The sequence below is a fragment of the Pelagibacterium halotolerans genome (assembly GCF_044811015.1).
GTDB lineage: Bacteria > Pseudomonadota > Alphaproteobacteria > Rhizobiales > Devosiaceae > Pelagibacterium > Pelagibacterium halotolerans_A.
Window position 1 is genome coordinate 1,082,645 of record NZ_CP085243.1, and the last position, 23,597, is coordinate 1,106,241.

Annotated in this window: 24 protein-coding genes and 1 pseudogene; 15 read left to right on the plus strand and 10 right to left on the minus strand. The window is 61.8% G+C overall.

Annotated features, from left to right (window positions below; translation table 11 throughout):
* Positions 1 to 82: 82 nt before the first annotated feature.
* Both LG281_RS05305 and LG281_RS05310 read left to right on the plus strand, forming a co-directional pair.
* Positions 83 to 904: an adenosylcobinamide-GDP ribazoletransferase gene (locus tag LG281_RS05305; protein ID WP_404406628.1), complete on the plus strand. Its 822-nt coding sequence runs from the start codon at positions 83 to 85 to the stop codon at positions 902 to 904.
* 12 nt (positions 905 to 916) lie between these two features.
* A complete protein-coding gene (locus LG281_RS05310; protein ID WP_404405085.1) occupies positions 917 to 1,603 on the plus strand; it encodes a TIGR02281 family clan AA aspartic protease in 687 nt (228 codons plus the stop codon).
* Between the two features lie 9 nt (positions 1,604 to 1,612).
* On the opposite strand, the gene LG281_RS05315 is transcribed toward LG281_RS05310, so the two are convergent.
* Complete coding sequence (locus tag LG281_RS05315; RefSeq protein WP_404405087.1) at positions 1,613 to 2,497, minus strand: LysR family transcriptional regulator; 885 nt, start codon at positions 2,495 to 2,497, stop codon at positions 1,613 to 1,615.
* A gap of 64 nt (positions 2,498 to 2,561) precedes the next feature.
* On the opposite strand from LG281_RS05315, the gene LG281_RS05320 reads away from it, so the two are divergent.
* Positions 2,562 to 3,224: a class I SAM-dependent methyltransferase gene (locus LG281_RS05320; protein ID WP_404405089.1), complete on the plus strand. Its 663-nt coding sequence runs from the start codon at positions 2,562 to 2,564 to the stop codon at positions 3,222 to 3,224.
* On the opposite strand, the gene sigJ is transcribed toward LG281_RS05320, so the two are convergent.
* From sigJ to dusA, 3 genes are all read right to left on the minus strand, one after another.
* Complete coding sequence (gene sigJ, locus LG281_RS05325) at positions 3,221 to 4,159, minus strand: RNA polymerase sigma factor SigJ (RefSeq protein WP_404405091.1); 939 nt, start codon at positions 4,157 to 4,159, stop codon at positions 3,221 to 3,223. The genes LG281_RS05320 and sigJ overlap by 4 nt on opposite strands.
* Positions 4,143 to 5,330, minus strand: coding sequence for an NAD(P)/FAD-dependent oxidoreductase (locus LG281_RS05330; protein ID WP_404405093.1), 1,188 nt, complete (start codon positions 5,328 to 5,330; stop codon positions 4,143 to 4,145). The genes sigJ and LG281_RS05330 overlap by 17 nt, the downstream gene beginning before the upstream one ends.
* 521 nt (positions 5,331 to 5,851) lie before the next feature.
* Positions 5,852 to 6,850: a tRNA dihydrouridine(20/20a) synthase DusA gene (dusA, locus tag LG281_RS05335; RefSeq protein WP_404405095.1), complete on the minus strand. Its 999-nt coding sequence runs from the start codon at positions 6,848 to 6,850 to the stop codon at positions 5,852 to 5,854.
* Between the two features lie 130 nt (positions 6,851 to 6,980).
* On the opposite strand from dusA, the gene LG281_RS05340 reads away from it, so the two are divergent.
* The 3 genes from LG281_RS05340 to LG281_RS05350 are packed head-to-tail and all read left to right on the plus strand — an operon-like array spanning position 6,981 to position 8,254.
* Positions 6,981 to 7,637, plus strand: a complete 657-nt coding sequence (locus LG281_RS05340) for a hypothetical protein (protein ID WP_404405097.1) — start codon at positions 6,981 to 6,983, stop codon at positions 7,635 to 7,637.
* Complete coding sequence (locus tag LG281_RS05345) at positions 7,600 to 7,908, plus strand: tyrosine-type recombinase/integrase (RefSeq protein ID WP_404405099.1); 309 nt, start codon at positions 7,600 to 7,602, stop codon at positions 7,906 to 7,908. Before LG281_RS05340 ends, LG281_RS05345 begins: the two co-directional genes overlap by 38 nt.
* A gap of 4 nt (positions 7,909 to 7,912) precedes the next feature.
* Entirely contained in the window at positions 7,913 to 8,254 is a 342-nt protein-coding gene (locus LG281_RS05350; RefSeq protein ID WP_404405101.1) for an XRE family transcriptional regulator, read from the plus strand.
* Positions 8,255 to 8,328: 74 nt separating this feature from the next.
* Here LG281_RS05350 and LG281_RS05355 read toward each other — a convergent pair.
* The 6 genes and pseudogenes from LG281_RS05355 to LG281_RS05380 all read right to left on the minus strand — a co-directional run bounded on the left by LG281_RS05355 (position 8,329) and on the right by LG281_RS05380 (position 13,964).
* Positions 8,329 to 9,029 (minus strand): annotated as a pseudogene (locus tag LG281_RS05355) (ABC transporter ATP-binding protein).
* Positions 9,030 to 9,177: 148 nt separating this feature from the next.
* Positions 9,178 to 9,399 (minus strand): hypothetical protein, encoded by a 222-nt coding sequence (locus LG281_RS05360; RefSeq protein WP_404405103.1) that lies wholly within the window; start codon positions 9,397 to 9,399, stop codon positions 9,178 to 9,180.
* Positions 9,400 to 9,884: 485 nt separating this feature from the next.
* Entirely contained in the window at positions 9,885 to 11,237 is a 1,353-nt protein-coding gene (locus LG281_RS05365) for an aminotransferase class III-fold pyridoxal phosphate-dependent enzyme (protein WP_404405105.1), read from the minus strand.
* Between the two features lie 17 nt (positions 11,238 to 11,254).
* Entirely contained in the window at positions 11,255 to 11,911 is a 657-nt protein-coding gene (locus LG281_RS05370) for an HAD-IA family hydrolase (RefSeq protein WP_404405107.1), read from the minus strand.
* Complete coding sequence (locus LG281_RS05375; protein ID WP_404405109.1) at positions 11,908 to 13,173, minus strand: Tm-1-like ATP-binding domain-containing protein; 1,266 nt, start codon at positions 13,171 to 13,173, stop codon at positions 11,908 to 11,910. The genes LG281_RS05370 and LG281_RS05375 overlap by 4 nt, the downstream gene beginning before the upstream one ends.
* 20 nt (positions 13,174 to 13,193) lie before the next feature.
* Positions 13,194 to 13,964: an IclR family transcriptional regulator gene (locus LG281_RS05380; protein WP_404405111.1), complete on the minus strand. Its 771-nt coding sequence runs from the start codon at positions 13,962 to 13,964 to the stop codon at positions 13,194 to 13,196.
* 99 nt (positions 13,965 to 14,063) lie between these two features.
* Here LG281_RS05380 and LG281_RS05385 point away from each other — a divergent pair, with 99 nt between their 5' ends.
* The 9 genes from LG281_RS05385 (at position 14,064) to LG281_RS05425 (ending at position 23,585) form a co-directional block, all read left to right on the plus strand.
* Positions 14,064 to 15,074: a tripartite tricarboxylate transporter substrate-binding protein gene (locus LG281_RS05385; protein ID WP_404405113.1), complete on the plus strand. Its 1,011-nt coding sequence runs from the start codon at positions 14,064 to 14,066 to the stop codon at positions 15,072 to 15,074.
* Between the two features lie 80 nt (positions 15,075 to 15,154).
* Positions 15,155 to 15,694: a tripartite tricarboxylate transporter TctB family protein gene (locus tag LG281_RS05390; protein WP_404405115.1), complete on the plus strand. Its 540-nt coding sequence runs from the start codon at positions 15,155 to 15,157 to the stop codon at positions 15,692 to 15,694.
* A 9-nt stretch (positions 15,695 to 15,703) separates the two neighbouring features.
* The gene (locus LG281_RS05395; protein WP_404405117.1) at positions 15,704 to 17,209 is read left to right on the plus strand and encodes a tripartite tricarboxylate transporter permease; all 1,506 of its coding nucleotides are present in this window, start codon (positions 15,704 to 15,706) and stop codon (positions 17,207 to 17,209) included.
* A gap of 16 nt (positions 17,210 to 17,225) precedes the next feature.
* The gene (locus LG281_RS05400; RefSeq protein WP_404405119.1) at positions 17,226 to 18,416 is read left to right on the plus strand and encodes a cytochrome P450; all 1,191 of its coding nucleotides are present in this window, start codon (positions 17,226 to 17,228) and stop codon (positions 18,414 to 18,416) included.
* Positions 18,417 to 18,431: 15 nt separating this feature from the next.
* Positions 18,432 to 19,916 carry an aldehyde dehydrogenase gene (locus LG281_RS05405; protein ID WP_404405121.1) on the plus strand — a complete coding sequence of 495 codons (1,485 nt, stop codon included), beginning with the start codon at positions 18,432 to 18,434 and terminating at the stop codon, positions 19,914 to 19,916.
* A complete protein-coding gene (locus tag LG281_RS05410; protein ID WP_404405123.1) occupies positions 19,913 to 21,292 on the plus strand; it encodes a transaminase in 1,380 nt (459 codons plus the stop codon). Before LG281_RS05405 ends, LG281_RS05410 begins: the two co-directional genes overlap by 4 nt.
* Position 21,293: 1 nt before the next feature.
* A complete protein-coding gene (locus LG281_RS05415; RefSeq protein WP_404405125.1) occupies positions 21,294 to 22,085 on the plus strand; it encodes an SDR family oxidoreductase in 792 nt (263 codons plus the stop codon).
* Complete coding sequence (locus tag LG281_RS05420) at positions 22,082 to 22,855, plus strand: SDR family NAD(P)-dependent oxidoreductase (protein WP_404405127.1); 774 nt, start codon at positions 22,082 to 22,084, stop codon at positions 22,853 to 22,855. Before LG281_RS05415 ends, LG281_RS05420 begins: the two co-directional genes overlap by 4 nt.
* Before the next feature lie 64 nt (positions 22,856 to 22,919).
* A complete protein-coding gene (locus tag LG281_RS05425; protein WP_404405129.1) occupies positions 22,920 to 23,585 on the plus strand; it encodes a TetR/AcrR family transcriptional regulator in 666 nt (221 codons plus the stop codon).
* Positions 23,586 to 23,597: the final 12 nt, after the last annotated feature.

Here is a 23,597-nt window from a genome sequence, read left to right on the forward strand (position 1 = left end):
CGCGATTCAGAGAATCGCGAACATGCGTTAGGTAGGGAAGAGACTTTTGAGCCATCCGAAAGGGAAACGCAAATTGAGTTCAGTGGACCCGTCCAATTCTCCACGCAACGATAATGCCGCGCCCCCGCAATCGGGGAGCCTCAAGGCCGATCTGGTCATGGCGCTGCGCTTTTATTCGCGCTTGCCCTCAGGCTCGGCACCGCACGAACGCCCCGATCTCAAGAGAATCGCAATGGCGCTGCCCTTCGCGAGCCTCGTGATCGGCATTGGGCCGGCGGCTGTGCTGTTTATCGCGACCGTAAGCGGCATGCCGCCCCTCTTCGCCGCCCTCCTCTCGCTCGCGATTTTCGCGATCGTTACCGGCGCGATGAGCGAGGACGCTGTCGCCGACGCAGCGGACGGGCTGTTCGGCGGCGCGACGCGCGAACGCCGGCTCGAAATCCTCAAGGATAGCCGTCACGGCACCTATGGCGTCCTCGCCATCGTTTTCGTTATCGGGCTCAAGGCCGCCGCGCTTTCGGCCATTGCCGCGCGCAACCCGCTTGCCGCGATGCTCGTCTGGCTGGCGGCAGCAACGCTCGCGCGCTCGGCGTCGTTCTATTTGCCGCTGACCCTCGGCCAGGCCCGGACCGACGGCGCGGCGGCGACGGCGGGCGTAGTGAGCCGGAACGCGTTTGCCATCGGCTCGGTTTTCGCCGCGCTCGTCGCCTTTGTCCTCGCCGCGCCATTTGCCGGCATTCTCGGCTTCGTGCTTGCAATCGTTCTGGGCGGGCTCACCCTTTTCGCCTGGACACGGCTTTGTGACCAACTCGTCGGCGGCGTTACGGGCGATTTGATCGGAGCGGCACAGGCTCTGGTTGAAATCGCCCTTCTGGCTACCTTTATGCGTATGATCGTGACCTAGTCCGGGCTCCAGATGCTCATTGTCGCCATAGCCCTTCTGATCACCATCGGCCTTGCGCTCGCCATCAGCGCGGATGCCGGCGCGTTGTTCGGACTTACCCAGGGCGAAACCGCTCAGGTTATCCCGTTGCTCGTCATCGGGACGCTGATCGCTTCGGCGGTGATCGGGCGCCGGCAGCGCTGGGGCCAGGCGGCCGCAAACATGGTCATCTGGGTTACCATCGCCGGGGTTCTGATGCTGGGCTATGCCTACCGGTTCGAACTCTCCAACATAGGCCAGCGGATCATGGGCGAACTGCAGCCGGGCGCCGCACTCGTCGATCCATCGACAGGCAACGTCCGCATCACCCGCTCCATGGGCGGCAGCTTCCACGTCGACGCCGAAATCAACGGCACCAGGATCCCCATGATCTTCGATACCGGCGCCTCGGCCGTCGTTCTCACCGCCAAGGACGCCGCCGGCGCCGGACTCAACCCCGGAACCCTGCGCTATACAATCCCCGTCCAGACCGCCAACGGCACCGGTTATGCCGCTCCGGTCACCTTAGATGAAATCACCATCGGCAACATCACCCGCACCAATATCCGCGCCTTCGTCATCCAGGACGGTTCGCTCGACACGAGCCTATTGGGCATGACCTTCCTCGAAACGCTTTCGCGCTACACGGTGAGCCGCAACGCGCTCGAGTTGCACGATTAGGGGCAGGACCTAGCCCAACGCCTCGGCCAGAAAATCATAGACGAGCCGGATTCGGCGGCTCGTGTGCAATTCGCGATGCGTCACGAGCCAGAGCGGCACCGGGATCGGCTCTATCCCCGGCACAACCGGTTCGACGCCAGGCACGGTTTTCGCGATGCTCTCGATCATCATGCAAATCCCGAGCCCTTGCCGCGTCATTTCCCACGCGACAAGGAAATTCTTGGTCGTCCATTTGAAGTTCCGGTGCGTTACGGGCACACCCCGCGCATTGAGCTCGGCGAGATAGCCGCCGTCATCGGCAAATCCGATAAAGGCTCTGTCCGCAAGATCCTCCATCGTTCCGGGCCGGCCATACCGGTCGAAATAGGATGTAGCAGCGTAAAGCTGCGCCGTCGTGGCAGCGCAGCTCTTGGCGATGAGATCGTCCTGCTCGGGCTTAACGTGACGCAGCGCGATATCGGCCTCCCGCCGCATCAGATCGTCGATATCGTTGGATGCGATAACCTCGACCTGGATGCCCGGTGCCACCTCATAAAGCTGCCGCAGGATATCCGGCAGAATATAAGCCGCAACGGATTCGCTCGCGGTGATCCGCACCAAACCCTCGACGGCCTGCGATTGCCCCGATGCGACCAGCGAAATCCGGCTTGCCGCGTCCCCCATTGCGCGAACATGCTCAAGCAACTCGCGCCCTGCTCCCGTGAGCGAGAGCGACCGCCCTACCCGCTCGAACAGCATCACCCCCAGATCGTCCTCGAGCGCCGCGACCTGCCGGCTCAATGTCGGCTGGGTCAGCCGCAACGCCCGCGCGGCAGCCGACAGCGATCCCGCCTCAACCGTGGCGAGAAACGCCCTGATCTGGTTCCAATCGAACGATACAGCCTGCCAATTCATGCATATATGTATATTGAAGCTGCAAATTTCCGCAATTCCCTGCGGTCCTCGAATATGAAATGCTTTGCTCGACGACAAATGGAAGCCGGACAGCGCAATGGCCGAACTGAGTAGATTCTGGGACAACATAGCGGACAAATACGCCAGCCAGCCCGTAGCGGATGAGGACGCGTATCAGACCAAACTCAAGGTCACGCGCACCTATTTCACGCCCGAGAGCGAGGTGCTCGAGTTCGGCTGCGGGACCGGCTCGACCGCTATCGCGCACGCTCCCTTCGTCAAGCACATCCGGGCCATCGATTTTTCTGCGCGCATGCTCGAGATTGCACGGAGCAAAGCCGAGGCGGCGGGGACCGCCAACGTCACCTTCGAGCGCGCCGACATCATCGCACTCGACGCCGCTGACGGGTCTTTCGACGCTGTCCTTGGCCTGTCCGTCCTGCATCTGCTCAAAAACCGCGACGAGGTCATCGCGAAAGTGTATCGACTGCTCAAGCCCGGCGGCGTGTTCGTTACGAGCACGGCCTGTCTTGGCGACACGATGCCGATGAGGCTGTTCGGCGCCATCGCCCCAATAGGCCGCGCCTTTGGCCTACTGCCCCAAATCAACGTCATGACGCACGAAAGTCTCCTGCGGGCCTTCACCGATGCCGGCTTCGACATCGTCCACAATTGGCGGCCAGGCAAGGGCAAGGCCGTATTCGTCATCGGCAGGAAGCCAGGCTAACCCGCGCGCCGGTCCTCCACCGTGCGGAACCCGAGCGCCCTTGCGAGATGGGCCAGTTTGTGCGGGTTGAGCACAGCAATGATGCTGCTGATCCGCCCGTCCTCGGCCGTGATCTGGATCACCGAAACGAGCACGCCGCCTTCGGCGATGAGAATTGCCGGACGGCCATTGACTGTCCGGACGAGAACTTGTGTCGCCCCTGAGAGCTGTCGCGTCAGGCCGATATAGAGCTTCGCCACAGCGTCGGGGCCCTCGATTACGCGCCGCGCCGCGCTGACCACCCCCCCGCCGTCAGATTGCGCTACGACGTCTTCGCTCAGCAACGCCACGAGCCCCGGCAGGTCACCGCCACGGCAGGCGTCGATAAAACCGTCGAGGAGACGCCGGTGCTCGTCGGGGTCGACCGAGAAGCGCGGCCTTGCCGCCTTCATGGCTCTGCGTGCGCGGGCGTGAACCTGCCGGCAGGCGGTTTCGGTGCGCCCGACGATCTCACCCACTTCGGTGTGCGAATAGTCGAACACTTCCCGCAAGAGGTATACCGCGCGCTCGAGCGGCGAGAGTTGCTCCATCGCCGTGAGCAATGCGGCGGAGACGGTTTCGGCCATCAAGAGATCGGCTTCCGCAGGCGGCTGGACGGCCTCGGCGCCAGACCGGTCGTCTTCGCCTTCGGTCAGAAGCGGTTCGGGCAACCAGGGGCCGACATAGACTTCCCGCCGCGCGCGGGCGCTTCTGAGGCGATCGAGGCATAGCCGGGTGACTGCGGTGGTCAGGAACCCCGCCGGATTTTTCACCGTTCCGCGCGGCTGGGCATACCAACGCATGTAAGCGTCCTGCACGACATCCTCGGCTTCGCTCGCCGCGCCGAGCATCCTGTATGCCAAGCCGCACAGGCGTGGCCGATGCGCTTCGATTGTGGCCTCAGGCTGCTCTCTCATCGTCCGCTTCTTTTACCGGCCTATGGGGCAGTGCCCGTGGCGCATGACCCGTGCGGGCCGAAAAGTTGAAAGGAATGCCCTTCGCTTCAAGGGCCAGCGCGCGCCATGTATACCGGCAAATTGCCTCCTTGAACCATGCGGCGCGCCGTCCCGTGAGGATTTTCCCTGTTGGCGTGGCGGGCGTGTCCGGTGTGCTGCGCGCGGCCCATTGAACCAGACCGTCGCGGCGGCCGAGACTAACGCAGTAAAACGCCAACCCGAAATCGAACGGCTCAAGCATCGGATCACCACCTTGGCCCGCGGCAATCTCGCGGGTCAGGTTGTCGCCGGCATGCGCGCCCGAAGGCAGCGCGCTTTTGCAGCCTAGGGGCATCGGATCGCCCGGATCGACCGCCGGCGCGCAGATATCGCCCGCTGCGTAGACGTTGGGGTGCGAGAGCGAACGCAAGAACGGATCGACCATAACCTGACCGGCGCCGTTGATGGCAAGGCCGGCATTTCGCGCCAAGGGTGGCACGGTGAAGCCGGCGGTCCAGATGCTCAGGTCACAGGAAAATTCGGCCAGCTCCGTTACCGAACGCCCTTCCTCGAGCGTCACGCCCATCCGGTGGAGCGCGCTCAGAAGATAGTCGCGTGCGGGCACCGACCATCCGCTCCCGACGGGCCCGCGGCTGATCAGCCGCACGTCGAGATGGGGCCACGTTTCGGCAATTTCCGTCGCCGCTTCTATGCCGGTCAACCCGCCACCGACAACCGCCACACGGCCCCGCCCCGTCTGCGCAAGCGCGCGGAGCCGGTCGCGAAGCGGAATGGCATTGCCGGGATCGAGCGTGTGCATGTCGTTGGTCTCGGGTGCGCGGGTGCGCGATCCGAGAGCGAGGACCAGCCGATCCCAATCGTGCGGCTTTCCCTCGACGGTCAGCGTTTGGCGTTCGGCATCTATGCTTTCGATATGGCCAACAACCAGGTCAACCCCGGTGCCCTTGAGCAGTGCCGAAAGGAAGCGCGGGACCGGCGCTTGCCCTGCTGCGACCTGATGCATCCGAATACGCTCTATAAAGTGCTCCGAGTCATTAACGAGCACGATCCGCGCGGCGCGCGGTTTCCGACGCGCAAGCCGCAGTGCCGCTGCCGCACCAGCGTAGCCGCCACCGGCAATGAGGATGTTCATCTCACGTCCTTTCGTTTCGTCTATCTGTCCCTATGACGAAACAGCGGGCTGAAACGTGACGCCGGGTTGACCCGGCGGGGTCAATCGAAAATGCAATCCGATAGAAGCCTTTGGCACAAAGTTATCTCCGCACCTTCAAGCTGAACGATACTGTCCGTACGGTTTCGCTTGTGATGAGCGCAGGTACCACGAATATCTGGGCGGGACCGGTCCGGGTCCGATGGGAGTCGTCCCAGCGGAGGCCCAAACGTCACCGTGGCCAGCCACAGCGATCCTGTGGTCACCGGGGAAACCTGGCGGGGATTGGCCCCAGCCCGAGCGGACGCCAAGCCAAAAATCCCGGACGTATGCGGCGAGGCTCGCTTCGCATTTATATAATCAGTATGAGGCGCGTCTCGCCGCATACCGCTCACGTTATTTGACACCGAGGCTTAAAGGCCATCGGACGAATAGGTGTGTTTTCCAAAGCCTGTTAACACTTATGGATAGGGGTTAACAGGCCCTGGTTTCGGCAGGACCGCTCAGGCAACTTTCTCGTGGACCGTGTCGATATTCACGCACGCGAAGGCATCGGCGATCACCTCGGGTCCGGCGCCAGGCTTGGCGGCGTCAACGCTCAGGATTTGCCGGAAGCGGCGTGCGCCGGGCAGCCCGTTGGCGAGCCCAAGCATATGCCGCGTGATCTGGTTAAGCCGCGCGCCCTTCGTCAGCTCGCGTTCGGCATAGGCCATCATCGGCTCGGCGATATCTCCGAGGCGCGGCGCGGGGTCCGTCGTACCGAAAAAGCGCGCGTCGACATCCGCAAGGATCATCGGATCGTGATATGCTGCCCGCCCGAGCATGACGCCATCGACGTGTTCGAGATGCAAAGCGCTATCGTCGAGCGAAGTGATCCCACCATTGATCATCACGGGAAAATCGCCGAGCCGCTGCTTGAGCCGGTAGACCCGCTCGTAGTCGAGCGGCGGGATATCCCGGTTTTCCTTGGGCGAAAGCCCCTGCAGCCAAGCCTTGCGCGCATGGACGTAAAGCGCATCGATGCCGGCGGGAAGTACCGCGTCGGCGAAGCGATTGAGATCCTCCTCGCTGTCCTGATCGTCAATCCCGATCCGGCATTTGACCGTCACCGGCGTGTCTGTCGCATCGATCATCGCCCGCACGCAATCTGCGACCAGTTCAGGTTCGGCCATCAGGCACGCGCCGAACCGTCCCGACTGCACCCGATCGGACGGGCAACCGACATTGAGATTGATCTCATCAAACCCATTCCGGTCGCAAATCGCGGCCGCCCGCGCGAGTTCATCTGGATCGGACCCACCGAGTTGAACGGCGATCGGATGCTCGGTCTCGTCATAGGCCAGCAACCGCTCGGTATCTCCGTGCGTCACCGCCGCACTCGTCACCATCTCCGTGAACAAGAGCGCCCGCCTGGTCAAAAGCCGGTGCAAATAGCGGCAATGCCGGTCCGTCCAGTCCATCATGGGTGCAATGGAGAATCTATGTGCTTGATTATACTGCATTATTCCTGCATTATCATGGGACTAACCGAGAACGTGTGCACTGGTTTTTGGACCAAATTGCACACGTTTGTACCACTTTTGATCTCTCTGTGCACACACAGCGCACACGACGGAAAGGAGTGCACACGCAATGGCGACCTTCGTAAAACTGGGGTCCGGGAATTGGCGGGTGCAAGTCCGGCGCAAGGGCCGATATATATCCGAGACCTTTCGAAGACGAAAGGACGCCGAAGAGTGGGCCCTCGATATCGAGCGACGGATCGACAAAGGCCAAGAGCCGTCCGCGCTGAAAAAGAGCCAGGTTAAGCTGCTATCCGATTTGATTGCTTTGCACCTTGAGGACATGCACGAGGTCGGGCGGCCTATCCGTCGCTCTAAGGCAGCGGTGATGGAGGCGCTAAAGGCCAAGATCGGAAAGGTTCGCATCCGTGATCTCACTCGAGAACGGCTTGTTGAGTATGGACGAACCCGTGCCAAGGAGGGGGCTGGCCCCGCAACTCTGGCTATCGATTTCTCATTTCTGCGGACGATCATCACTCACGCTGCTGCGGTTCATGGCATTGACGTTTCTGCGGAGAACGTGCGTCTTGCACGCGTAGCGCTTACACGACTGGGCCTCATCGGTCGTTCGTACGAGCGCGATCGCAGGCCTCTGGAATCCGAGCTTGAAAATCTGATTGATCATTTCGAATCCAATCCACGCCAACTCATCCCCATGGGGAATCATCCGGTTTGCAGTTGCTACAGCCATGAGGCAAGCAGAGATTTGTTCCCTGCACTGGGCTGACGTTGATCTTAAGAGGCGCGTTGCCACTATTCGCGATCGCAAAGACCCCAGGCGTAAAGTTGGCAACCATCAACGCGTGCCGCTGATCAATCTGACCGGGTATGACACCTGGCAGATGCCCTTGGAACAAAAGATCGTCACGCGCGGTAAAGGACGGGTCTTTCCACATAACAGCAGGTCGGTGGGAACAGCTTTTCGGCGCGGTTGCAGAGTCAGGGATCTACACTTCCATGATCTTCGACATGAGGCGACAAGCGGAGGGAGGGGTTGATTAAATGAGTGGACGTCGTTCTTTTAACGATCTCACCAAGGACTTTACTTCGGACCGCCGCGAGCGTGTCGAGGTCAAGAAGGCCGCCTTGCGTACAGCGATGCCTTTATATGAGTTGCGACAAGCTCGTGCGTTGACGCAACAGGCGTTGAGTGAAGCTTTAAACGTCAATCAGCCGGCCATTGCGAAAATGGAGCGCCGAACGGACATGTATGTCTCAAACCTGCGCTCCTATATCGAGGCAATGGGCGGGCAACTCAAGATCGTGGCCAAGTTCACCGAAGGTGACGTTACGATTACGAATTTCGCTCAGGTCGGAGATAAGCAAGACGCTCCAGTCCAATAGCGAAGAGGACTACTACCCTCGCCGCCCACACGCCTGCCAGACGTATGCCACAGGTTCCGATTGGTTTCGCGCCGTCAGGCGAGATAGGCCTTATGCAAAATATCGGGACTGGTGTTGAGCAGATGCGGCTCGCCCAATAATGTGAACCGCCCGCGCGACATCACGTGAACCTCGACAGCGTTTTTCAACGCCAGCGCTGTAAACTGCTCGATCAGCAACACCCCGACACCATCTTCCGTCAGGTTGACCAGCCCGCCCGTCAGCCGCTTGACGATCAGCGGCGCCAGCCCCAGGGACATCTCATCGACAAGAATGAATTTGGGCCGCGCCACGAGCCCCTGCCCCAATACCAGCATCAGCTGCCGACCACCCGACATCGAGCCGGTGCGCTGCGTCTTGCGCTCGGCCAGTTCGGGAAAGATGGCGAACACATCCTCGACCGCCCGGGCCGCATCAGCCGGTGTGTGCTGGAAACCGGCAGCATGCAGATTGTCCTCGACGCTCTGCCCGCTGAGCAACCTATGCCCCTCCGGCACGGCGGCGACACCTGCCGACCGGTTCGCCTCGGGCGTCTTTCCCGCCAGCGGAACGCCATCGATTTCGACCGTTCCGGCCGCAACAGGCAAAACCCCGCCAGCACCAGCGAACTCTTGCCCGTACCGTTGGCACCGAGCAGCGCAGTGATGCAGCCACTCTGCAAGGTGAAGGCCAGGTCGTGAACCACCTGCTTTCCACCGCGCCTAATGGCCAAATCGCGAATGCTCAATGTACTCATGCCAGTTCCTCATCGACGCCCAGATAGACCGCGCGCACCACCGGATCGATGAAAACCTTTCGGGTCTCGCCGACTGCGATGAGCTTGCCGAAATCGAGCACCATCGTCTGCACGCAGACCGCATGGATGAGATCGACATCGTGATCGATCAGAACGTAACCGCGCCGTTGAACCCGTGAAGCGGGGCCACCTGGCGGTTATCCGCCAGCGCCCGCATCATCAGGCCGGTTCGCGTCCGGCTGAGGAAAAGCCCCATCCCAACCGTGACCACGATGCCTGAAACGAGGGCGATCAGCCGGGTTGCGGTCACGCGGACCGTCAATGGGTCGATGGCCCAGCTAAAGGAAATACTGTCGGTCGCAAGCGACACACATAACGCGTCGGCCCGGAGAAAAGCGCCCAGGCGCTTGCGAGCAGGACATAGCCTGTCATTCCCAGCAGCAATCCCACGCCCCAGGCACCGAGCGGCGGTGGCAACCAGGCAAGCTCCGCGAGCGCGGCAAGGATAAGCACAATCCCGGAGATGGTACGGCTCATTTGCGCACCACCTTTTCAAAGAGCCCCGAGGACCGCCACAACAGAATCGCCAGAAAAATCGCGTAGGTTGCCACCAGCGTAAGGCCGGGCTCAACATAGGTCGCCACCAACGTTTCGACGAGCCCAAGCAAAAGCAAAGCGCGCTGTATGGTTGACGTCGATGCCAACGAGCGGCGCAGAATCCGGTGCCACAGCGATCGCCCGGATCGTCGCCCCCCTGCGCAGTCCCTTCTCGGCGGTTCCTAGAACCTTAATAGCGCCCATCGACGGGGTGTCTTCAAGACCCCGAAGTACGCCGGGCGCAAGAGGCATGAGACCTTACCCCACGCAACGCAAGCCAGTATCCAACGCTTCGCCGATCTTTCGGATATCTCTGGCACTGAGGACAAGCGGAGGGGAGAGGATGATGTTGGAACCGGACACGCGCAGCATGACGCCGGCGTCGTACGCCGCATCTGAAACCTTCCCCATGATCGCCTTGTCGGCCGGCTTCTTGGTCTCGCGATCGGATACAAGTTCCAACGCCGCCATGAGCCCCTTGTAGCGAACATCGCCAATGACCGCGTGCTTGCGTTTGAGCCCTTCGAGCATGTCCGCCAGCTCAAGCCCGCGCGCAGCGGCGTTTTCGTCGACCTTCAGGCGCCGGGTTTCGGCAAGCGCTGCAAGCCCGGCGGCGCAGCCAACCGGATGGCCGGAATAGGTGTAGCCATGCCCAATGGAGCCGAAGCTGGTCTTGTCAGCCTCGAACACATCGGCGACCTTCTCCCCGATCATCGCCGCCCCAAGCGGGAAATAGCCGCAGGTGACCGCTTTGGCGATAGTCATCATGTCCGGCTTTACACCGTGAAGGCGAGAACCGGACCATGCGCCAGCGCGCCCGAAACCGGTCACGACTTCGTCGGCGATCAGCAGGATCTCGTGCCGGTCACAAATCTCGCGGACCAGCCGCATGAAGCTTTCATGCGGTACGATCACCCCGCCCGCGCCCATCACCGGCTCCATTATGAACGCCGCGATGGTATCGCCTCCCTGGAAGGCGATTTCATCTTCCAGCGCCTTGGCACAAAGCCGGGCCAGCCGCTCGGGATCGGTCTCATCGAACGGGTTGCGATAGGTATAGGGCGCCGGGACATGAAACACGCCCGGCATTAAAGGCTCATAGTTCCGCCGGAAATTGGCATTGCCATTTACCGACGCACCGCCGAAATGGGTGCCATGATAGCCCTTTTTCAAGGCGATGAATTTCGTCCGGTCTCCCTGCCCGCGAATCTTCCAATATTGCCGGGCCAGCCTGAGCGCGGTTTCCACCGAATCCGATCCCCCGGATGTGAAGAACGCTCTTGCCATTCCGTCCGGGGCAAAGAACTCGACCAACTCATAGGCCAGTTCGATCGAGGGGCCAGTCGAGGTGCCGCGAAACCCCGAATAATAAGGCAACGCATCGAGCTGCTCGGCAATCGCACGTTTTATCGGATCGCAACTGTAACCCAGATTGACGTTCCACAGCCCGCCCACGGCATCGAGCACGGTGCGGCCTTCGATATCGGTGATATGGGTCCCCTCGCCCTTCATGATGACGCGCGGCGGAGCCTTCCGCATTTCCGCCGGATGGGCCATGGGATGCCAGATCGGCTTGCCGTTTTGTTCAATGAGAAAATTGCTGTCGCGCATGGAACTTCCTTGGAAATTTAAAGAACGAGGCCGAAATGGGTGAGGGCTTCGGCATAGGATTGACGGGGCGCAAGCACATCGAAATGGACCGCCCGCATGCCGGCCTTTTTGGCGCCGGAGACGTTGCGCTGTTGGTCGTCGACAAAAACGCACGCCTGCAGTGGCAAGCCCAGCGCCTCCCCGACGGCGGCGTAGGCCCTCGGGTCGGGCTTTAGAATGCCGGTATAGGTGGCATCGACGATTGTCTCGAAAAGCGGGATGATCGAAAGCCGTTGGCGAAGTTCGGTCCCGTAGAAGAGGTCCAGTTCATTGGACAGGATGGCCAACCGGACACCGCTCTCATGCGCGCGTTTTATCGCAGCCACCGCCTCGGGCCGGATTGTGGCGTCCGGGTCGGCACCGCGGGCGCGCTTGACGAAGGTTTCCATCCGGTCCCAGTCTTCGCCAACAAGTTTGCCGACTTCGCGCGTACGGGTCAGCCAATAGTCGCGTTCGCTGATCTCGTCGGCTTGCATGGCTTGCCAGAGCGGGTCGGACGCCGGGTCGAACGGGCCGCGCCACGTGAGACTGCCCGGCGCCAGCGCGAGCGCCTTTTCCGTCACATCGTGCGTCTCGAAAAGGGTACGCGTGACGACTCCGCCGAAGTCGAGCACCAGGGCTTGGGGTTGCGTCATACCACGGTCTCCGGTCGCGCTGGTACGCCGGGCGGGACGACGCCTTCGGCCACCCACGCGTCGAAAATCTCGAGGGCCTTGGCGACGAAGGCAGCGCTGTTGATGTGTTCTTCGAGTTCATGGAGCGCAACGCCAGCCGGAACGGCTCGACGCATTTCATCGACAAAGGCCGCGAGCGCTTCGGGCTCGTAGAGCGGCTCGCCTTCCTGATCCCACTGCTCGATACCGCCCGTCGGCAGAATGAAGGCGGTCGGCCCCTGAGCGACGCCCAATTTCTCCCCGATGGCGCGCGCAACACGGCGGCGCGTTTCCCCATCGCTCGTCGCCGAGGCAATCAAGCGGTTATGGGCATGATAGGGGCGATCCTCGTATCCCTCGGGCGTTGGCTGCCAGGTGGGAAAATCAACCATATCTATGGCGCCGGGCGCAACGATTTGCGGGGTGCCGGAACGACCGGCGTTCTCCAGCCTGTCGGCCCCGGAGGTGACGACTGAACCTGCCAGGTGATTGGCCACTTCCTGCAAGCTGAAATCCATGACTGCAGCCAATGCATTTTGTGCCGCAAGCCCTTCAAGGGCACGCCCGCCCATGCCGGTGGTATGAAATACCACCGGTTCATAACCACGCTTCTCGAGCTCGGGACAAAGCGCGACCATATAGGTGAGGCAGCTCTTGCCCAGCGAGCTGATCGCCACCACCGGGCGCCGCTTCGTGTCGATCTTGCTGGCGCGCGCTGCGCCGACCACCGCGCCACAGGCCTGGGCCAGAACCGATTTGCACGCTGAATTCAATCCATAGAGACCACCGGCCCAAAGGATCATCATCAAATCCGGGGCGATGCGATCGGGGGGAATGAGGTGTGAATAGGCGATGGTCGAGACCACAAATTTCGGGACGCCGATGGGCAGACCCAGCGCGACGTCGAGCGCCAGATCTGTCCCCATGGTGCCGCCGATCGCCAGCATACCGTCAATTTTTCCCTCGTCGTGAAGGTTGCGCGCAAGGCGCGCCGCTCCATCCGACATTGCCGTCATGGCCTCGTTCTCGTCGCCGAGCGCAATGATGTCCGGGACCGTCGTTCCCGTCGCGGCGGCGACTTCGTGCTTGTCAAATTCTGGCTGATATGGCGGGTCGCCGAGAATGCTGACATCGAGCATCAGCGGCACGCCTCCTGCCTCGGTAAGGCACTTGCGGATAAATTCGAGCTCGTCGGCCTTGGTGTCACCGGTCCCGATCACCAATATCCTGGGCGTTTCCCCCATCCCTAACTCCTCTATCAACCTCAAGCCCGCAGCGCGACGCCATATCTGCGGTCGCCATTGAGCAATTCAGAAATCTCCCGCGCCGCTTGGGCCGCGGCCCGTCCGCGCGCCGATACGGAGGCTTGGGGCGTTCGCGCCAGGGGCGCGGCAACCGCCAGCGTACCGAGCGCGAAACCATCCGCACCCAATATCGCTGCGGCGACACTGTAGACGCCCTCCTCATAGCCTTGGGCATTGGTGGAATAGCCCTGCCGCCGGGTCGCTTCGATAATGGACATAAGGGCAGCCGGATCGGTAACTGTGTGCACGGTGAACGCAGTAAGCGGCTGCGCCAGTGCCTCCTTGCGTATGGAGGGGTGCGCCTGCGCCAAATACGCTATTCCGGATGCCGTCGAATGCAGCGGCAGAAAAGCGCCCACGTCAACATTGACCCTGTTGGCACGCGCCGGGTGCTCGACATGAATGGTTGCCAGCGTTCCGTTTCCGGCTTCAGCGAGATGAACAGTCTCGCCCGTTTCCTCCGCCAATGCGCGAAGGAAGGGCAGTGCTGTCTGGAGGAGAGGCAACCGGACTTCACGGATGCGCGCCAGCCGGGTCAAACCGGCGCCCAGGCGATAAAGGCGGGTTTCGCTGTCCTGCTCGATGAACCCGTGGCTCGACAGGGCAACAAGCAGCCGCCGGACAGTCGCCTTGTCATAGCCTGCCCGGCGCGACAGCTCGGTCAGTCCGAGTTCCAGTCCGCCGACGTCAAATACCTCCAGCAACGCAAGCGCCTTGCCCACCGTGCTCATCTCAACTCCATATACTTAACATGCGAAATACCTTGACAGAGGCGCGCGATCCTTGCAAGTCTATATTTAAAATACAGGTTCAAATAATGAACCGACGACATGCGTAAAGCTAACGGCGCCACCGCTACACACCGCCGGCGCAGATACCAAAGAGAGGGACCTTCGATGAAAACAAACATTCTGCTTCCACTTGCGGCGAGCGTTCTGGCGCTTGCCGCCGCAATTCCGGCATATGCCGAGTATCCTGAAAAGCCGGTGAGCTTTGTGGTGCCATTTCCGCCCGGCGATCTGGAAGACGTGCTCACCCGCATGATTGCGGAAGACTTCCAGGAAAAGTACGGTGTCGCCGCCGCCGTCGTGAACAAACCCAGCGAAGGCGGTCCCTTCCCCGGCGCGGTGGATGTGGCGGTTGCGCCGGCGGACGGCTATACGATCGGGTCTTTCGTGATGGACGTCCCTATCATCGGACCGGAGGTCGGTATCCCGGCCCTTGCGGATTCCCCGTTTGAGCCTCTCGGCATTTTTCTGACCTACCCCTTCGTCATCGCCACTGACGCAGATGCGCCATACTCCACGATGGAAGAGCTCGCCGACTACGCGCGGGAAAACGAGGTTTCCCTCGGCCACTTCGGCTCGTTCCTTGTACCGACGCAGGCCACGTTCGCGGCGTCGAAAATCATGGGCTTTGAATGGGGGACGGACGCATCGAGCGCCGCGCTGGATTGCAATACGCTCGCTTCAGGCGATTTCGAAGTCATCAACACCACGATTCAGCAGATTTTCCCCTGCCTCGATCAAGTAAAAATTCTGGCATCCATTACCCAGGAACCTCTAGAGGTCGTTGACAACGTGCCGATGCTCGGCGAGGTCACCCCCAGACTCAATCTCAACCTGTGGAACGGTCTGTTCGTGCATAAAGACACGCCACAGGACGTGCGCGACAAGATCATCGCGGTTGCGCAGGAGACTATGGCTTCCGAGCGCGCGCAGCAATTGGCAGCCGACACCGGTGCCCTGATCTATTGGATGGATGCAGAGCAATCTGTCCGGCAAATTCAAGGCGATACAGCGACCTTGAATGATATCAACACTCTGATCGAGGCCCACTAGGATCAGTTGTCCTTGGAAGCGGGGGCGAACCGGCCCCCGTCTTTGCCTCATCACTCTGCCTCGCTGCTACCGGACGCACCATGGAACACGAAAACGCAAAGCCGCACGTCTTCCCCAATGCCCGAAAGCCCGGCGAACTTCTATTCGCCATTCTGATCCTGATCATCGCTCTTCTGCTCATCAGCCAGATTGGCGAACAGACGACGTGGCTTGAGGGGAAAGGCTGGTCGGCACAGCCGCGTCTATGGCCACTGGTCGGACTCGGGACGATGTCGATTTTCGGCGCGCTGCACCTGTGGTGGACGAGCCGCAGTCGTCGCACCCCCGGACGGTGGCGAGAGGCCCTGGTTTGGGTTTCATCGCTCGAATATGTGCTCTGGTATCTCATCTACGTCGCCTCGGTGCCCTACGCCGGATACCTGCTCTCGACTGTGGTTTTCTGCCTGTTTCTAACCTGGCGCGCCGGCTATCGCTCCACCCGCATCTTCCTTGTGGCGGCGCTATTCGGACTGGGGGTCGTGCTGTTCTTCAAGTCGGCACTGAACGTCAAAATCCCGGGCGGTGCTATCTACGAATACCTGCCCGCCTCCGCCCGCTACTTCATGCTCCGCTATTTCTGAGGACCGGCGATGGACCTTCTGCTTTCAAGCCTTGCCATTATCGGCCGTCCGGACGTGATCCTGGCGCTGCTGGTCGGCTCCATCGGCGGTGTCGTCGTGGGGTCAATGCCGGGTGTCGGCGCGGCCGTGGCCATTGCCATCATGTTGCCCGCAACCTTTTCGCTCGAACCAATCGTGGGATTGACCGCCCTCCTCGGGATTTACGGCTCTTCCATGTTCGGCGGAGCGATTCCAGCCATTCTCATCAACACGCCCGGAACCCCCGTCAACGCGCTCACCACCTATGACGGCTTTCCGATGACCAAGCGCGGCGAAGGCCGTCGCGCGCTTTCGCTCGCCTATTCGGCATCCTTTTTCGGCGGCATCTTCTCGATTCTCTGCCTTATGCTGATGGCACCGCTTTTGGCGGAAGTCGCGCCAATGTTCGGCGCACGCGAGATTTTCCTCGCGGCACTTCTCGGCATCGTATTGGTCGTCCTCACGCATCGCGGCCAGATCCTGAGCGCGGCCATGCTGGCGGGCTTTGGCATTTTCCTTGCCACCGTTGGATTGGAGCCAACGGCTTACACCCAACGATTCACCTTCGGGGCGACCTGGCTGACCTCGGGTATCGATCTCATCGTTGTGGTGATCGGGCTTTTCGCCCTCTCTCAGGCGTTCCTGCTTCTGACCGGACGCGATGCAAGCCATAAGATGCCGCCCGTGAGCGGACGCTTTCTGCAAGGGCTGGCAGAGCTCTTTCGTTACAAGCGGATCGCGGCCTTTGCCTCGTCCTGCGGGGTCGTATGCGGTATGATCCCGGGCGTCGGCGAATTCATGTCGCAATTCCTCTCTTATTCCTACGCCCAGCGCACCTCGAAGACGCCGGAGCTTTTCGGCAAGGGCAATCCCGAGGGCATCGTCGCCTCGGAAGCGGCCAACAACTCGGTTCCCGCAGCCGCCATGGTCCCTCTCCTCGCGTTGGGCATTCCAGGGGAAGAGCTGACCGCAATGATGCTGGCGGTCTTTTACGTGCACAACGTCATTCCCGGTCCGCAGCTCTTTGCCGGGCAGATGGACTTCGTTCTGGCGCTCTACATCGCGCTCCTGCTGCTCAACGTTCTGGTCATCGTCTTTTTGATGTTTTCGACCAATCTGCTCATGCAGGTGATGCGCATCCCGCACCGCTTCTTGGGGATGATGATCCTCACATTCAGCCTGATCGGTGTTTATTCCTTGCGCAACTCGCTGACCGATTGCGCGGTCGCCGCTGCGATTGGCGTGTTCGGCTTCATCTTGAAACGACTGGAATTGCCCACCTCCCCCATCATCCTGGGCATGGTGTTGGGCGGGCTTATGGAAGACAAGCTGCGCACCGCCATGGCTCGGGTCAAAACGCCTTGGGACTTCATCGACCGCCCCATCGCCTTCATTCTCTTTTGCATGCTCGTGCTGGTCATCGGGCTGCATATCTGGGCAACGGTCAGGGCGCGGCGAGCCGCGGAACGAGGGTCGGAGGATGCCGTCAATGTCTGAGCGAGGAGGATCGTCCATGAGTATTGCACACGAGATCACAATCGAGGCGCTCGAGCGCGATCCCTATCCGATCTACGCCCGGCTGAGGCAGGAAAGCCCGGTGGCGTGGGTTCCCGCCGCGAACGTCTGGTTCGCAACCCGTTGGGAGGACGTCGAGGTGGTGACGAAGTCGCCCGATATCTTCACGGCGGAAGCGCCAACATCTCCCGTAGAGCTTTCCTTCGGCAAGCCGACGATCCTGACCGTGGACGGCGATCAGCACAAGCAGTTGCGCGGTGGCATCGATCCGCACTATCGCCCGCGTAAGGTGGCGGAGTATGTCCAAGCTCTGGTGACGCCGATTGCGGAGGAGTTCTTGGCCAAATTCGAGTCCGCTGGCCGGGCGGACCTCATGGCCGATTATTTCGAGCCTATTTCCGTCCTCAGCCTCGCCCGGTCCTTCGGGTTCGGCGATCTCGATGTGGCAACGTTGCGCCGCTGGTTCCACGGCCTGTCCCAAGGCGCGATCAACTACGAGCAAGACCCCAAACGCCAGGAGATTTCCGACAAGACCTGTGCGGAAATCGATGCAGTCACGATCCCCATGCTCGAAAGGCTCCGAGAGGCGCCGGACAGCTCACCCCTTTCACACATGTTGCATCACAACATGCCGGAAGGTGAAACGCGGCCTGCCGAGTTCATTCTGCCTTCCGTCAAAGTAACGCTTCTCGGCGGCATGCAGGAGCCCGGCCACGGTGCCGGGTCCACCCTTGTGGGCCTCTTGCAAAACCCCGAGCAAATGGAGGCGCTGCTGGCCGATACCGATAGGCTGTTGCCCAAGGCAGTGGCCGAAGGCCTGCGCTGGGTCGCGCCCATTGGAACGCAGATGCGCCTGGCGCAGACCGATATCGAGCTTGGCGGCGTCACCATTCCCGCCGGCAGCCCTGTTGCCGCCATCCTTGCGTCCGCCAACCGCGACGAAAGCCGTTTTGCGGCACCCGACCGGTTCGACATTCATCGTGAAGAGACCAGCATGGCGACATTCGGCTTTGGCCACCATTTCTGCGCCGGACGCTGGTTCGCCGCGGCACAGATCGAAATTGCCCTGCGCCTCCTGCTTTCCAGGCTGCCGCACCTCAAGCTCGATCCCGACAATCCGCCCGAGTTTCGTGGTTGGGAATTCCGCGCGCCTACAACGCTTCATATCACCTTCCCGCCTGCGCACTGATCGAAAGACCAAGAGATGGATCAAGCAGCAATAGATCGCCTGCGCACGACACCAGTCGCCGAAGGACATCTCTGGATCGACGGCAAGACCTGCCCCGGTGCCGATGGCGGGCGCATGGACGTCATCTCCCCGATCGACGGCACAGTGCTGACGACGATCGCCGATGCCTCGGCACAGGACGTGGACCGCGCCGTCGCGGCGGCCCGGAGCGCGTTCGACACGAAGAGTTGGTCGCGCGCGGCGCCGGCTGAACGCAAAAAAGTCATGCACAGGATCGCCGATCTGATCGAAGCCCATGCCCTCGAGCTCGCCGTGCTCGGAGTGCGCGACAACGGCACCGAGATTTCGATGGCGCTCAAGGCGGAGCCCGGCAGCGCGGCGGCCACCTTCCGCTACTACGCCGAGGCCATCGACAAGGTCTATGGCGAGATTGCACCGACGCCAGACAATGTGCTGGGCCTTATCCACCGCGAGCCCGTGGGCGTAGTAGGTGCGATCGTGCCGTGGAATTTCCCGCTGATGATCGGTGCATGGAAGATCGCACCGGCGCTCGCGGCGGGCAATTCGGTAGTTCTGAAACCAGCGGAAACGGCTTCGCTGTCCCTTCTGCGCCTTGCTGAACTCTGCCATGAAGCAGGCCTGCCGGACGGCGTCCTCAACGTCGTCACTGGGCGCGGCGCTGTGGCTGGCGAGGCTCTCGGCCTCTCGATGGATGTAGATGTCCTCGCCTTCACCGGCTCGGGGGGTGTTGGCCGGAAACTGCTCGAATACTCCGCCCGCTCCAATCTCAAGCGCGTCTATCTCGAACTGGGCGGCAAATCGCCGAACCTGGTCTTTGCCGATGCGCCGGATCTCGATGCCGCCGCCAAGACTGCGGCCTTCGGCATTTTCCGCAATTCAGGCCAAGTGTGTGTCGCCGGATCGCGTCTCTTGGTTGAGCAGTCTATCCATGAAGCGTTCGTCGAAAAAGTCGCGGCCATCGCGGCGAAGATGAAGGTTGGCGATCCGCTGGACCTCACCACCCAGGCCGGAGCGATCAACAGTTTGGGGCAGCTTGAGAAAAATCTCTCCTTTGTGGCGCAGGCGCAGGCGGAAGGAGCAATCCTCGCTACAGGCGGAGAACGCATCCTGCGCGATACCGGTGGCTTCTACATGGCCCCCACGGTGCTCGACGCCGTAGCGCCCGAAATGGAGGTGGCGCGCGAAGAAGTGTTCGGGCCGGTTCTCACCGTACAGACCTTCGAAGACGAGGCAGAGGCGATCCAGCTCGCCAACGCCACCGCCTATGGCCTCGCATCCGCCGTCTGGACCGCCGACCTTTCACGCGCGCATCGTATGGTACGCGCGATCAAGGCGGGCGTGGTGCACGTCAACACTTATGGCGGTGCGGATGCCACTGTTCCGCTGGGCGGCGTGAAACAGTCGGGCAATGGCCACGACAAATCCCTCCACGCCCTCGACAAATTTACCGATCTCAAAACTGCGTGGATTGCCCTGTGACCACAAGTGTCTCCCGGATCGTCGACCATCTGATCGACGATGAACAAGCCCGCTTCGCGGCCAGCCACCCCCGTTCCGCGCATGCCTGGAAAACGGGCAGAAGGACCTTTCTTTACGGTGGCCCGTCCCACTGGATGCGCCGCTGGGCGGGTGGTTTTCCGATCTATGTGGATGAGGCGCGCGGCTGCCATGTGCGCGACATCGACGGCAACAACTATGTCGACTTCTGTCTTGGAGACACCGGCGGCATGTGCGGGCACGCACCGGAAGCCGTAACCCGCGCCGCCGTCCGCCAGCTCGAGCGCGGTACCACCCATATGATGCCGACCGAGGACAGCCTGTGGGTGGGCGAGGAACTCGGACGCCGTTTCGGCCTGCCCTATTGGACCCTCACGACATCGGCTACCGACGCCAATCGGGGCGCGATCCGTATCGCCCGCATGATCACCGGCCGCGAGAAGGTACTGGTCTTCTCCGGCTGCTACCACGGCGGCGTGGAAGAAGCCCATGTGGAGTTGCGCGACGGGAAAATGGGCATGCGTAACATGATCCACCCCAATGGGTTCGATCATGCGCGGCTATGCAAAGTCGTCGAATTCAACGATGCAGAAGCCCTCGAAGCAGCCCTCATGGACGAGGACGTCGCCTGCGTCCTCATGGAACCGCTGATGACCAATTTCGGCATGATCCCGGTGGCGGACGGCTTCCATGACGCCGTGCGGGCGGCAACGCGGCGGACCGGGACGCTTCTCATCATGGATGAGACGCACACGATTTCCTGTGGGCCGGGCGGATACACGCGAGACCACGATCTTGAACCCGACATCTTCGTCGCTGGAAAGGCCATAGCCGGCGGCATCCCGGCGGGCATATTCGGTTTGTCCCGCGAGACGGCGGAACGGCTGTGGCAACAGATACCGCACGTCAATCCGCGCCAGCGCCAATCCTCCCATTTCGGCATCGGCGGAACGCTGGCGGGCAATGCGCTGACAGTTGCGACCATGCGCGCGGTTCTCGAAGAGGTGCTGACCCCCGAGAACTATGCGCGCATGCACACCCAAGCGGAACGGCTCGCGCAAGCGGCGGAAAGCGTCATCGCCAAACACAGCCTGCCCTGGCACGTCACACGCATCGGTGGGCGGGTCGAAATCATGTTCGCGCCCGACCCGCCACGGAACGCCGCGGATTTCCGCGCCACCCGGCGCAGCGATCTCGAAACGCTGCTGCACGCCTTTTACATGAACGAGGGCATACTCGTGACACCCTTCCACACCATGTTCCTCATGTGCCCCGCGACCGAGCCCGCAGATGTGGATCGCCACACCGAGGTTTTCGCGCGCTTCGTTGATAAACTCACTGACGCGGGGCTGGCCTGACATGGCCTTCGATCTTTCCGGTCAAATTGCTCTGGTGACCGGCGGCGGACGCGGCATTGGCGCCGCCATCGCGACGCGGCTGGCTGAACACGGCGCTCACGTGACAATCGTCAACCGCACGGCGGAGGCGGCGCAGGCAGTCGCCGACGCTCTGTGCGGCCGTGGGCTCTCAGCCGGCACACTACCCTGGCCCGGCTCGGAGCGCGCGGCGCTTAAAGGCCTCGTGGATGAGGCTGTAGGGGGGAAAGGCCGGCTCGATATTCTCGTCCATAACGCCGGTGGCTGTCCCTGGGCGGGTGTCGAGGAGTTGACCGAGAGCCAATTGGCGGACGCGCTCGATATCAACCTTAGAGCCTTCATATGGCTCGTTCAGGCGGCGATTCCGCATATGCGCCGCCAGGAATATGGCCGGCTTCTCGTCACCTCCTCGGTATCGGCCCGTGTGGCCATGGGCGGCGGCGCGCATTATTCCGCCGCCAAGGCCGCCGTAAATGCCTTCACGCGCGGCGCGGCCTTCGAGGTGGCACGCGACGGGATCACCGTGAACGGGGTCGAACCGGGCTTTATCGCAAAACCGGGGCGCGGAACCCTGAGTACACCCGAGAAACAGGCGGAGATCTCCCGCTACGTTCCGATGGGCCGCATGGGCGAGGCGGACGATATCGCCAACGCCATGCTGTATCTGGCTTCTCGGGAAGCCAAATATGTCACCGGGCAGACGCTTATCGTCGATGGCGGCTCCACCCTGCCGGAGACCGGCTATGCGGTAGAAAACCAATGGGGGCTCCGATGAGCGGAAAACTTACAGGCCGCACGGCCCTGATTTCGGGCGCCGCGACAGGGATGGGACGCTCCACGGCAATGCGGTTCGCCAATGAGGGGGCACACGTCATCCTGTTCGGGCTCGGCGGCCCCGACCTCGATGAAGCCGCGGCGTTGACCGGTGGCACGGCGATACATGGCGATGTCACTCAAAGCAGCAACGTAGAGCGCGCCGTCGACGCCTGCGACGGGCGCCTCGACATCGTCGTCAACGCGGCGGGGATCATTCTTCTCGACGAACCCGAAACGGTCTCCGACGAGAGCTGGGAAAAGAGCTTTGCCGTCAACTTGACCGGCGCGATGAAAGTCTGCCGCGCAGCGCTGCCGCTCCTCAAGCGCCAGGGCGGTGCCATCGTCAACATCGCTTCAGTCGCTGCCTTCAACGCCAGCCCGGCCAACGCCGCATACGCCGCGAGCAAGGCGGGGCTGGTTTCCCTGACCCGCACGCTTGCTTACGCCCACGGGGCGGACGGCATCCGCGCCAATGCGGTCGCGCCGGGTTGGGTCCGCACACCGATGAGCGAATACGAAATGGTGGAAGCGGCACGGGCCAACGGGACGACGCCGGAGGACGAGTTCACGCAGCTCACCTCCCGGATCGCGCTCAAGCGGGTGGCCGAGCCCGACGAGATCGCCGCCTGTTGCCTGTTTCTTGCCTCCGATGACGCATCGTTTGTCACCGGAACCGTACTGGTCGCCGATGGTGGAGGTCGGTCGCCGACCCAAAACAGGGCGGTTTAGGGGTCAACACGCTGCCCTTTAGAGGGTAGTGTAGCCTCAGTATGCCAACTACCTTCAGATATCCATGCCTGCACTGACGATCGAGAAAAAGTCTGGCTATCATCACAAGGATCTGCGCCAGGCCCTGTTGATGGCGGCGCTCGCCTTGACGGTCGAGCGCAAATCCCCCTCATTTTCGCTGCGCGAACTGGCGGCAAAGCTCGGGGTCAGCCATTCGGCGGCCTATCGGCACTTCCCCGACAAGGCCAGCCTGCTCGACGCTCTGGCGACCGAGGGCTTTCGCAAGCTGACCGACTATCAACTGACCGCTATGAGCAAGGCGGGAGACGATCCGCTCGCGCAACTTTACGCGCTCGGCACAGCCTATGTCCGTTTCGCACAGGAAAATGAGGGCTTTTTCGTTCTGATGTTCAGTCCGGATTTACCGCCCGCGGGCACCGGGAGCGACCGGGTTGTGGAAGACGACAAGGCGTTCGGCAACCTGACAGCGGCCATTGTCAGATGTCAGGAGGCCGGTATCGTGATGAAGGCTGACCCCGAAAAGCTCGCGTCCTACCTCGTCCTTTCCGCCCACGGGCTTGCGTCCTACGCGGCGCAAGGCCGCGCAGGACGCTTTGCCACGGACTATGAGCGGGACGATTTCCCGGCCCGCGTCGCCCGGCTCACCCTGACGCCCCTGCTGACGAAGCCGCCCGCTCCCAGAGAGATCGCAGCACTCGTGCAGGGGTGATGGGCTGATCGC